This window comes from Bacillus haimaensis, assembly GCF_048270625.1.
GTDB lineage: Bacteria > Bacillota > Bacilli > Bacillales > Bacillaceae_I > Sutcliffiella_A > Sutcliffiella_A haimaensis.
In genome coordinates this window covers 2,445,886-2,457,242 of record NZ_CP158164.1, presented here as the reverse complement: position 1 = coordinate 2,457,242, position 11,357 = coordinate 2,445,886, and the positions used below count along the sequence as shown (strand labels likewise).

The following is an 11,357-nucleotide window of genomic DNA, read 5'->3' as shown; positions in this document are numbered from 1 at the left end:
CCTCAGTATCTCGTCTTTTTCTTCATTTTTGGTTGTGTGTCACTTGGTCGGGATTTGAATAGTGGCAGTGGGGTCCTGATAATGGTATCCCTCATTTCCGAAAATCTTAATGTGGAAAATGGTGCGAAAAATGGTGTCCCGAATGATTCCAATTTGCACAAATGGATAAGTAAAAACATGAAAAAGATACTCATTCCAATAAAACCGAATAGTGACGCCAAAATCATGAATGGAAATCCAAGCAATCGGATGGAAGAACCCATTTCAGAGATTGGAACAACGAATGAAGAAATGGCAGTGATTGCTACAACAATAATCATCGTATTGGATACCAGATTTGCTTCTACAACGGCTGTTCCGATTACAAGCCCTCCAACCACTCCGATAGTCTGAGCAATGGGGTTTGGAAGCCTGATTGATGCTTCACGCAAGATTTCCAACGTTATTTGCATTGCCAGCGCTTCTACGAGTGGAGGATACGGTACATATTCCAGGGAAGATTTAATGGAAACCACAATCTCCGTTGGCAGCACTTCATAATGGTAGGAAACAATCGCTATATAGGTTGCGGGAAGTGCAATTGTTATCAGGAAACCGATAATTCTTAAAAACCTGATAAAAGAGCCGAAATACCATCTGCTATTATAATCATCCGGCGACTGGAAGAAAGAGAAAAATGTAACAGGTGCTATCAAAGCGCTCGGGCTATTATCTGCAATAATAGCAATCCTGCCATCCATGAGATTTGCTACTGTTCTGTCAGGTCTCTCTGTACTTAACAGCGTGGGAAATATCGATACATTATCGCTGATATTTTCCTCAATATGCCCTGGTGCAAGAATGAAGTCTGTATCAATGTCGGATAGACTCTTTTCCAGGTTGCCGACGGTTTTCCCGTTTGCTAAATGATCTAGATAAATCATTGCCACTTTTGTATGGGAGTCGTTGCCGATTGAAAAATATTTGATTTTTAATTTTGGGTTTTGAAGCCTTTTTCGTATCAGATAGATATTGGTACTTAATGTTTCGACAAAGCCTTCATGTGCGCCGCGAATAATGGTCTCGCTTCCGGGTTCAGTGATGTTTCTTTCAGTCAGCAGCTGTGACTGAAAGATCATCGCAAGAGAGTTATTCCTTTGTAACAGGATGGAATTCCCTTCCAAGAGGAATTTCGAGATTTCCTTAATGCTGCTTGTTTCTTTGATAAATGCCTGAGGAAGCAATTTCTTAATATTGTCCGCTTCGCTGACATGAATGGGTTTTACTATCTCTTGCTCAATTATTTTCCTTTCTGTAATACTTTCTATGTAAATAAGAAACGCATCCTTATCCTGATAGGGGGTATAATCCACGACGAAGTCTTCTGAATGGACAAACGCTTCCCGTAGAATCATGATATTCTCATCAAGATTTGTGGAAAGCACCCCAGTCGCTTCCTGTTGTGTCATGAAAATTACACCTCCAATTTTACTAAACTACCCAATTACTATATTTTCCTGAGTACATGAAATATTTATGCATTACTTCCAATATTCTTTTGTTATACTTGACCTATTATGTGAACGGTAGGGGTTATGGAATGGATAAGAATGTTTCCCTAAAGGTATCTGTCAGAAAGCTTGTGGAGTTTGTAGAGATGGGCGGCAGCATAGACTCTCGCTTTGTTGGAACAAATATCATGCAAGAAGGGACAAAAACCCATCAGAGGCTTCAGGACAGCCGTGGAGAAGATTATGAAAAAGAAGTGCATCTGTCTATCGACTATAAATATCAATCTCTTCTTCTTCAGATTGAAGGTAGATGCGATGGAATATATCGTAATGAAAAAGAAACAATTATCGAAGAAATTAAGACAACTTCAAGAGAGCTGTCCAATTTGACAGAAGAAGATTTTCCGACATACTGGGCCCAGGTTAAGATGTACGCTTATATTTATGGCAAACAGCAGGAGCTTGAAAATATTTCTGTGCATCTCCTCTTTGCCAAACGGGACAGCCAGGAGGAGAGGCTTTTCAAAAAGACCTATTCCTTGGATGAACTGGAGGACTATGTGGAAGGCATTGTATTGGAATATATGAACTTTATGGGGACCATATTTGACTCTGAACAACAAAGAAATGAGAGCTTGAAACAGCTGTCTTTCCCGTTTCCAAGCTACCGTGTGGGGCAAAAGGATTTAGCCAAAGCGGTATTTAAAACTATTAAGGAAAAGAAGCGACTTTTCGCACAAGCTGCCACCGGGATAGGGAAGACAATCTCAACCATCTATCCCACCTTGCTTGCCATCGGAGAAAAAGAGTGCGAGAAAATGATTTATCTTACCGCCAAAACGGTTACAAGGCAGGTGGCGGAAGGAGCTTTTCAACTTTTAATTGAGAACGGTTTGCACCTGAAGGTAGTCACCATAACTGCAAAGGAAAAGATCTGCTTTCAGGAAGAGGTTCGCTGTCAAAAGGAGTTCTGTCCTTTTGCCGATGGCTATTATGACAGACTTAAAGATGGCCTGAAAGACATTCTGGCCAATGAGCTGATCATGAACCGACAGGTAATCGAGGCATATGCCCACAAGCATAAACTTTGTCCTTTTGAATTTTCCCTCGACATTGCGATGTATGCAGATGCCGTTATCTGTGACTATAATTACTTCTTTGATCCAAAAGTAAGGATGCAAAGATGGAGTGAGTTCCATAGGGACACCATCGTCCTGATTGATGAAGCACATAATCTTGCAGACCGCGCCAGGGAGATGTACTCTGCGTCTATTTCCAAATCGATGTTCCTGCAAACAGGCAGAATCATGAAAAATATAGACAAAGAGCTTTATAGAAGTCTTAAAGCGGTAAATGAAGGTCTATTGGAGTGGAAAAAAGAGCTGCTTGACAAAGATTTGTTTGTTTTATCAGAGAAACCGCACCACATTGTCGAGCTTGTGGCGGCACTGGTGGAAGAATGTGAAAGGTGGCTCAAGACTCATCCTTCAGGTGCTGGATTTGAAGAAGTACTGACTTGCTTCTATGATGGTCAGGCCTTTATCAGAGTAGCCAAAGAATACAATGTGAACTTTAAGACGATAGTCACCATTCATAAAAGTGAAGTACATGTGAAGCTCGCATGTCTCGATCCTTCTACCGTGATTAGGTCTTTAACGAAGAAGGTTTTTGCCACTGTGTTTTTCTCTGCTACGATGCAGCCGCTCGGCTATTATCAGACAGTGCTAGGCGGGGAAAAAGAGGACTATCATATTTCCATTGAATCCCCCTTCAAAAGGGAGCAGCTTGAGGTGTATGGTCATGCAGTTTCCACGAAATACCGTGATCGGGACAAATCCATCGAGCCGATTGTCAGATCGATCATTTCAACCTTTCATTCAAAGGAAGGGAACTTTTTGGTGTTCTTTCCTTCTTATGAGTATTTAATGCAGGTATATGATGCTTATATGAAAAACGATTTGCCTGACCATGTGAGGACGATTATCCAACAGCCTGCAATGACAGAAACGGACAGGGAAGTCTTTTTGACTAATTTCCATTCACGCACGGATACGCTGCTCGGTTTTGCAGTTCTCGGTGGGATATTTGCAGAGGGTATCGATCTAGTTGGAGACCGACTGAACGGAGTTGCCATAATAGGGGTCGGTCTACCCAAAATCACCTTGGAGAGAAATGTCATGAAAGAACATTTCCAGGAGCACGGCTACGACGGTTTTGATTTTGCCTATGTTTATCCCGGTATGAATAAGGTGCAGCAGGCAGGCGGTAGATTAATCCGAACCGAAAAGGATTCTGGCTTTATCTTGCTTATCGATGACCGCTACTACACCTCCAAATATCGAAGTCTGCTTCCCCCTGAATGGCAGAACTTCAAAGACCTGAGAGTTTAACAGAACAATTTTTTTAAAAAAATTCTTTTTGTATGGGTTGTTGCTTTAAGAATAGGGCTGGGCTAAAGATAAGATGTAAACATTAAACACCCTGTTGGTTTCCGTTCCAGGCGTTCGCTTTCCGCGGGCGGCCTCGGGAGCCTCCTCGGCGCTTTTGCGCCTGCGGGGTCTCCCTTGACACGCTGCTCCCGCAGGAGTCTCACGCCTTGCACTCCAACCAACAGGGGTGACTCATAGTAGAAAATTGCCTTACTAAAGATAGAAGACTTGCATTTTATCTTAATTTTTCATTTTCAAAAGGGAATTTAATTTATTTTAAGGCTCTTTCTAATAGCAAATAATGTTTAACCCGTGAGTTGATTGTAGCGGAGGACACTTGACTCCTGCGGGAGAATAGAGGGCATGGGAGACCCCACAGGCGAAGCCGAGGAGGCTCCCATCCATCCCCGCGGAAAGCAAGTGTCCGGAGCGGAAATCAACGGACTACATTTGATGTATATATTTCATCTAAAGCAACAATGAATGCGAAAACAATCTTTTAAAAAAAATTTACATTCCCTTTATGTGAAATCAATATTTCTTGGCTATGATATGGTTAAACAATTGTTGAGGGTGATGTCCCATGAAGGGAAATTTAAAAAAGGCATTGGAACAGCAAAGGGAATATTATATCAATAAGCTCCTTCTGATTGGAGTATATGACTCGCTTATATTGGATGGCATGACGACAACCGAATTAAAGGATGAATATAACTATTTTTATTATGATGTGCCTAGCAGGAAATGGAACGCAAAACGGAAAGAAAATTAAAAGAACCTAGTCTCCCGAGGAGAACTAGGTTCTTTTGATTAATTTACACTATACTCTTTTTTCAGTTCCTGCTGTGCATCTTTCCCGATATGAAGAGTCCGGGTAGGGAAGGCGATGACCACTTCTTCCTCCTCCAGAATTTCCATGATCTTGAAATTAACATCTTCTTTGACCCTCAGGAATTCTGCCCACATGACAGTACTAGTAAAGAAGTAGATGAATACATTCATGCTGCTTGCCCCAAAATTATCAAAACGGACGAGAATGGTTTCCTGATGTACTTCCGAATGGTTGCGGAGCAGCTGCTCGATTCGGCGTGTTACTGTTTCAAGTTTTTCCCTGGAAGTATCATATTGGAGTCCAAGTTCGAAAGTGATTTGACGCTTGCCCATTTTCGACCAGTTGGTGATGGGCTCATTCGAAAGCGTGGCATTTGGAACAGTAACCACTGCTTGGGCAAAGGTGCGGATTCTCGTGCTTCGGAAAGAGATATCCTCGACAACCCCCTCCACACTAGGTGTTTTAATCCAGTCACCCATAGTAAAAGGCTTTTCAGTCACGATGATGAATCCGCCTAAGAGGTTTTTGATGGATTCCTGAGCGGCAAGTGCAAACGCTAACCCTCCAAGACCAAGTCCGGCAACAAAACCGCCTACATTATAATCCCACTCTTCAAGAACAATGCTCAATGTCAATGCAATTAAAATGAAGCGTAATACCTTGGTGAAAAAAGGCATCACAATCTTATCCACTTCAAAGTCCAATTTAGTAGAAAGCTTAGAAAAAAGGACGGATGAAGAAGGGATGAAATTGAACAATCCCCATGCAATCAAGAAAATGATAGAAGAGCGCATCAGCCGAGATAATGTTGATGCCTCCATCAGTTCAAATGGAGCCGCCTTCAAAGCGAAGAACAGACCTAATATCACAAAGAAGGTACGCACCGGTTTATTAAAGGCTATGACGATGTAACTAAATAGATCGGTAGGTGTCTTTTGGGATAGCGACAGGATCATTTTGAAAAAATATTTGGTGAACAGCTTCCTCCATAAGAGAAAGAGGCACAGGATCAGAAGTGCAATACCCAGATCCAGCCAGAAATCCATATCTGTCCAGAATTCATAAGTAAATGTTTCGGTAAAGCTATTTATAAATTTGCTCAAAGGTTCAGACCTCCCATAGATCAATATGTTCGAAGTGGCATAGCTGCGAATTTCATCTTGTCTATCAATCTATTATAAAGCATTATAATACTACTTTCGGGTTCGTATTTCAATTGATAAAAACTATCTATTATTTTGAAAAATGAATATTTTTGTAGAATTCAAAATAATTTAGTGGTAGTATTTTACTATATTTATTTCGGTTTTCGTAAAGTGGGGGCTATTATGCAGATAACATGGAATATCATGAAATCGTTTCTATTTTTTCTTTTTGTTGCAATACTTCTGATATTGGCAGTCCTATTCCCTAGGTCTCCTGATATTGGGGTATCCGGAAGTGCAATGACGCTCGAGTATCGCTACGAATTTTCTTGGGAGGCCTATAGGCATAATATATCCTTGTTTTTGGATGATGTGTTAGATAGGGGGACGCTGGGTTTTACTAGATATAATAACCAGGCAGAAGAGGAAATTGGTTTACATATGGCAAGAAGCCTTAAGGTTATCATCACCGCCTTTATGATTACGATGATTTTCGGAGTGCTGAAGGGAATCTATGATTTTTATGATCGATGGGGAGGCTGGAATATATTTGGTAAAGGGCTGACCTGGATTGTTCAGTCGATTCCTGATTTCTTTTTATTAATCTGTCTGCAATGGCTGATTATCTTTTACCTCCCATCGATAAGGATCTTCGGACATGACCATTGGTACAGCTTTTTGCTGCCCGCCTTTCTGGTATCCTTATATCCGATGATGTATGTGGCGAGGATCACTTCCGCTGCCTTAAGCAATGAAAAAGGTAAGCCTTATATTCAAGTGGCAAGGTCAAAGGGACTGACCGGTAAAAAGGTGCTGTGGAAGCATATGCTACGCAACAGTCTATATCCTATATTCTCCAACCTTCCTGCAATGATGCTTTATCTCCTGTCAAACCTATTGATCGTGGAGTATTTATTGGACTACGGGGTGCAGCCTATCGGATGTTTCAGGCATTTGATGTAAGCAAGGCACTTTCAGGGAGTATGAGGTTTATCAATGAGTCCGGTCTGATCATCGGGTTCGGATTAAGCTTTATGATGATTGTATTTATTACGCAGCTTATCAGCCTTTTCGTGCTGAAGCTTGTAGAACCGAAGTAGGTGATAGATAGATGAAACGAAATTGGACGTTAATTGTGGGTAGTTCCTTTTTACTCTTTTTGGTATTGGTAACGTTGGTTGGGCCATTCTTACCCTTCATTGATACGGTACTGGAAAGCAAACGGGTCGTCTTTACGAAGGATGGTATTGAAACGGCGCCATTTGAACCCTCGGAAAAACATATTTTTGGCACAGATAGAGAGGGCCGGGATTTACTGAGTGTTATTGTTGTAGGTGGAAAGGATACGCTGCTGCTGATTCTGGGAGTTGCTTTACTGAGGTACAGCATTGCCATGCTGCTAGCATTATTGTCGATTAACAAAAAAGGTCCAGCAATCTGGATCCTGCAAGGGTGGCACCAGATTTTCTCTGCACTTCCCGTTATCTTTTCTGCAATCATCCTGTTGAATCTTCCAATTTTTGTGTTCAACGATAATCGCTTTATCTGGGCTATTATCATTCTTGCTTGCATTGAAGTTGGACGTGTCGGCACGGTTCTGCAAAACCAGTTTTATCGAATCAAGCGCACCCCATATGTGGAAGCAGGTATAACAGTAGGGGTTTCTTCATTTACATTGTTTACGAAATACTATATACCGAATGCATTACCTGAACTGACCGTTCAGTTCTTTCTGGATTTAGGGAGAATTGCGTTATTGATCGGACAACTGGGGATCTTCAGTATTTTCATTACACAGGAATTTGTTCAGCTTTCCTACGGATCCGGGGAAATTATGAATACGAGTTTCAACTGGGCCACTCTTCTGGGTGAAGCTAGAGGCGATGTCATCCGCTCGTTCTGGATTCCGTTCTTCCCGGCCTTGGCACTAGCATTTGCTGTACTGACATTCAATATTTTTGGTGAGGGTCTGAGAAAACATTTCCATCGTTTAGAAGCCTAATGACTGTCGAAAATTCTCGACAGTTTTTCTTTTGTTCTTTAAAATAATAAAGGTGTTTGGAAAATAGTTCGTTAGGAGAAATAACGATGGGAACCTATCAAGATAATCTGCAAAAGTTGATTCATAAATTGCCGGCATGGTTGCCTGGAACCATTTACGCCTTCCTGATTGCTATTGCAGGAAAAGCTTTTGGAAATCTTTTTCCGGCCATAGGTGGGGTCATTTTTGCGTTACTGCTTGGGATTGTACTGCGAAACAGCTTGAAGCTGAATGAGAGGTTTCTGCCTGGAATCCAATTTGTTGTAAAAAAATTGTTGAAAGTCGCGATTGTACTGTTAGGTGCGACGTTAAGCATAGGTAGCATATTGGATATTGGCTCACAGTCCATATTTATTATTTTGCTGGTAGTGTCCGGCGGTATTCTAGTGACAATATTGGCAGGAAAGTTTCTGAAAATCGATAAAATGCTAAGCTTACTGATTGGTGTAGGTACAAGCATTTGTGGAGCAACGGCGATTTCTGTTGTGAAAGGGGTCGTCCAGTCAAAGGAAACAGTCACAGCCTATGCAATCTCCACGATTTTCTTCTTTAATATATTGGCTACTTTGCTCTATCCTTGGATAGGTCAGTGGCTCGATCTTACTGTCCTGCAGTTTGGAATCTGGATTGGTACCTCCATCCATGATACCTCATCGGTTGTTGCTGTCGGTTATCTCGTAGGGGAGGACGTCGGGGAAGTTGCTACAACGGTGAAGCTTGTACGGACTCTGTTCATTCTTCCCTTGGTGCTAGCCATTTCTTTTATCATTGTTAATAAGAGTGATAAAAGTGCCAGCATTAAAGGTGCGTTTCCCCTATTTATCATCGGGTTCCTTGTCATGAGCACTTTTTTTTCTGTCGGTGTTGTTTCACAAGGAGTGAGCGCTTGGCTTGGATCGGTTGCCAAGTTTCTGATCATCATGGTCATGGCTGGCGTCGGTCTTCAGGTGGAGTGGCGGAAATTTCGTGCATTGGGCTTGAAGCCGTTTATTGCCGGGTTTATCGCCTCAGTGTTTGTAGCGACATTAAGCTTAATCTATGTTTTATATATGATTGATTAGCACCCTGGGATATCAGGGTGTTTTTTTAATTTGAAAATCATTTGGAGGTGTTCCGACACGCCTCGCCTTCATTCATCACCGCTCTACATACTGAAATCCTAGTGTACACAAAAACCAAGCTCACCATATTGAAGGTCAGCTTGATTTTATGAGATGATATCCTCTCTTTCAGACAGCATATCGATCTGCTGTAATAGTACGTTGCGTAGGGATGCCAGATAAAATGGGGATAGCATGGAAGTGATGTCCTGCCAGTTATCCAGATTAGGCCGATAGACAATCAGCTTAATTTCCTGCAACGTAGTTTTTTGGAGAAAGAGCCGGTAGCGACGACTGTCGACCGGTTCTGTTTCATCCACAAACTCCAATATTAAGGTCTGGTCCATTTCTATGATAGGATGGACAATCGCAAAGGCCTGCAAATTGATCACCTTTCCCAATTAGAAGCCGATTCACAGACTGAAAAGAACTTCATTGTTTTAATGGCCATTTTTTCCAAACCTCTGACATCCTATACTTTTTTCAAAAAGGAGAGAACCTGTTCGAAGGGTTGCTGAGCTTGTATTGTTAGGTAGCCTTTGAAAGGGTCTCCTTTTTCTTTCAAACGTTCCATTACACTAAAGACAGTGAAAAACTCCGGTCTGAGTTTAGTATTCACTTCCGTCCAAAACAGGGGTGTGGCCACTGTTGGCTTAGTATTTCCTCTTAAAGAGTAAGGGGAAATGATGGTTTTTCCTTCTCCATGTTGGATGTAATCTACATAGACTTTGTTTCCCCGCCTCTTTTTTAATCGCTCAATCGTAAATATGTCAGGCTCTGTGCTTACAAGATACTGTGCGATAAATTCCGTGAAAATTCTTGTGTCTTCAAAAGTGAACGTCTTTTCTGGAAGAGGGAGATAAACTTGCAGCCCCTTTCTGCCTGAAGTTTTTACAAAGGCATGAAGGTCCAGTTGCTCAAATACCTTTTGCATCATAAGTGCGCCTTTAACAGCTCCAGAGAAATAATCCGCGGACGGAGGGTCTAAATCAAATACAATTTCACAAGGAGAACTGTCTCCTACTTTCTGAAAAGGGATGTGGAATTCCAGAGCCAGCTGATTTCCAAGCCATAGAAGGGTTTCGAGATTGTTGCATACAATATATTGGATGCCTTCCTCCAGAGCTGTTTCTACAAATGGAGGGGCATAATCCGGACAGTTCTTTTGGTAAAAGCTCTCACCGAACATTCCATGTGGAAACCGGATTGTGGTCAGTAGCCGATTTTTCAGAAAAGGGAGAATGTATGGTGAAACCGCCTTTAGATATTGAAGATAATCTAATTTTGTAACAGATTCATCCTTCCAAAGAGGTTTCTCCGGGTGGGTGACAGTAACCGATTCAGGAAGGTTTAGGTCCGCTTTCTGCAGGTTATCAATTCTGCAATCCTTCACTTGTATATCAAATCTGAAGCGGTGGAATTCCGGGTGCCGTAGTTGACCTTGGTACAGCTCCAGATATAAAAGATCTAAACAAATTCCAGGCTCCACATGGATGAATTGACTATCCTCTTTATAGCTATTCTCTTTGATTACCGATAATAGCGCCTGGCGTTCATCTGTACTCATCCCATGTGAAAATAGACCGATAGGGACGATGTCGGAATGTTTATAAAGTCCAACATGAAAAAAACCATTTTCCTTTTGATAGGAAGTGATGAAGCAGCTAATGATCTTATAGTTTTTTATTTTGATCCAGTCATTGGTTCGTTTGCCTGGTCGGTAAAAACTGTTAACCTTCTTAGCAATCATGCCTTCTCCATCCTCCAGCTTTATTTTCTCCCAAAGAGTGTCTGCTTCTTTATGGTAAGGGACATATTGTATAGGAGAGGAGCTGTCAGCAGTTGGAGATAATGGCAGTTGTAAGGTGGAAAAGAGATTCTTCAGTTTTTCCTTTCTTTTGAATAAAGGGGTATCAAAAAGTGATTCATTCTTAAAATGAAGCAAATCGAAGACCAGATATGTTGAAGGGTTGGATTGGGCGAGTGCTTCAACTTTTTCTGTTTTTTTGGTTCTGCCCCGCTTTTGAATGGAAGAAAAATCGGCTTTCTCAGAAGAGGTGAGAATGGCTAATTCTCCGTCTAAAATTAATGGAAGCGCCTGCTGAATAACCTTATTTTCCAGTAGGTTTCCCAGGAAGTTCACCACTTCAGGAAATTGATTGTTCAACGACTTTCCATTTCTGCTTTGTAGCAAGATACTATCCTTTTCAAGGACGGCGAGACACCGAAATCCGTCGTATTTGACTTCATACACCCAGTCTTCACCGATTGGAGGATCGCGGTGTAAACTCAAAAGCATTGGTTTAAACATTGTAGAAAT

At 41.6% G+C, this 11,357-nt stretch carries 10 protein-coding genes; 6 read left to right on the top strand and 4 right to left on the bottom strand.

What is annotated here, in order from left to right; translation table 11 throughout:
- Nucleotides 1–2 precede the first annotated feature (2 nt).
- The gene (locus ABN702_RS12470; RefSeq protein ID WP_417897173.1) at nt 3–1,448 is read right to left on the bottom strand and encodes a spore germination protein; all 1,446 of its coding nucleotides are present in this window, start codon (nt 1,446–1,448) and stop codon (nt 3–5) included.
- 131 nt (nt 1,449–1,579) lie between these two features.
- Between ABN702_RS12470 and ABN702_RS12465 the strand changes: the two genes are divergently transcribed.
- Complete coding sequence (locus tag ABN702_RS12465; protein ID WP_417897172.1) at nt 1,580–3,880, top strand: ATP-dependent DNA helicase; 2,301 nt, start codon at nt 1,580–1,582, stop codon at nt 3,878–3,880.
- Between the two features lie 622 nt (nt 3,881–4,502).
- Nucleotides 4,503–4,691 carry a stress protein gene (locus ABN702_RS12460; protein WP_417897171.1) on the top strand — a complete coding sequence of 63 codons (189 nt, stop codon included), beginning with the start codon at nt 4,503–4,505 and terminating at the stop codon, nt 4,689–4,691.
- A gap of 38 nt (nt 4,692–4,729) precedes the next feature.
- Here ABN702_RS12460 and ABN702_RS12455 read toward each other — a convergent pair whose 3' ends face one another.
- The gene (locus tag ABN702_RS12455; protein WP_417897170.1) at nt 4,730–5,854 is read right to left on the bottom strand and encodes a mechanosensitive ion channel family protein; all 1,125 of its coding nucleotides are present in this window, start codon (nt 5,852–5,854) and stop codon (nt 4,730–4,732) included.
- A gap of 225 nt (nt 5,855–6,079) precedes the next feature.
- On the opposite strand from ABN702_RS12455, the gene ABN702_RS12450 reads away from it, so the two are divergent.
- The 4 genes from ABN702_RS12450 to ABN702_RS12435 all read left to right on the top strand — a co-directional run bounded on the left by ABN702_RS12450 (nt 6,080) and on the right by ABN702_RS12435 (nt 8,998).
- On the top strand, nt 6,080–6,859 hold the full coding sequence (locus tag ABN702_RS12450; protein WP_417897169.1) for an ABC transporter permease subunit: 780 nt from the start codon (nt 6,080–6,082) through the stop codon (nt 6,857–6,859).
- A complete protein-coding gene (locus tag ABN702_RS12445; RefSeq protein ID WP_417897168.1) occupies nt 6,838–6,996 on the top strand; it encodes a hypothetical protein in 159 nt (52 codons plus the stop codon). Before ABN702_RS12450 ends, ABN702_RS12445 begins: the two co-directional genes overlap by 22 nt.
- A gap of 11 nt (nt 6,997–7,007) precedes the next feature.
- Nucleotides 7,008–7,898 carry an ABC transporter permease subunit gene (locus ABN702_RS12440; RefSeq protein ID WP_417897167.1) on the top strand — a complete coding sequence of 297 codons (891 nt, stop codon included), beginning with the start codon at nt 7,008–7,010 and terminating at the stop codon, nt 7,896–7,898.
- 86 nt (nt 7,899–7,984) lie between these two features.
- The gene (locus ABN702_RS12435; protein WP_417897166.1) at nt 7,985–8,998 is read left to right on the top strand and encodes a YeiH family protein; all 1,014 of its coding nucleotides are present in this window, start codon (nt 7,985–7,987) and stop codon (nt 8,996–8,998) included.
- A 146-nt stretch (nt 8,999–9,144) separates the two neighbouring features.
- Here ABN702_RS12435 and ABN702_RS12430 read toward each other — a convergent pair whose 3' ends face one another.
- On the bottom strand, nt 9,145–9,420 hold the full coding sequence (locus ABN702_RS12430) for a hypothetical protein (RefSeq protein ID WP_417897165.1): 276 nt from the start codon (nt 9,418–9,420) through the stop codon (nt 9,145–9,147).
- An 89-nt stretch (nt 9,421–9,509) separates the two neighbouring features.
- Nucleotides 9,510–11,348 carry a DNA ligase D gene (locus tag ABN702_RS12425; protein ID WP_417897164.1) on the bottom strand — a complete coding sequence of 613 codons (1,839 nt, stop codon included), beginning with the start codon at nt 11,346–11,348 and terminating at the stop codon, nt 9,510–9,512.
- Nucleotides 11,349–11,357: the final 9 nt, after the last annotated feature.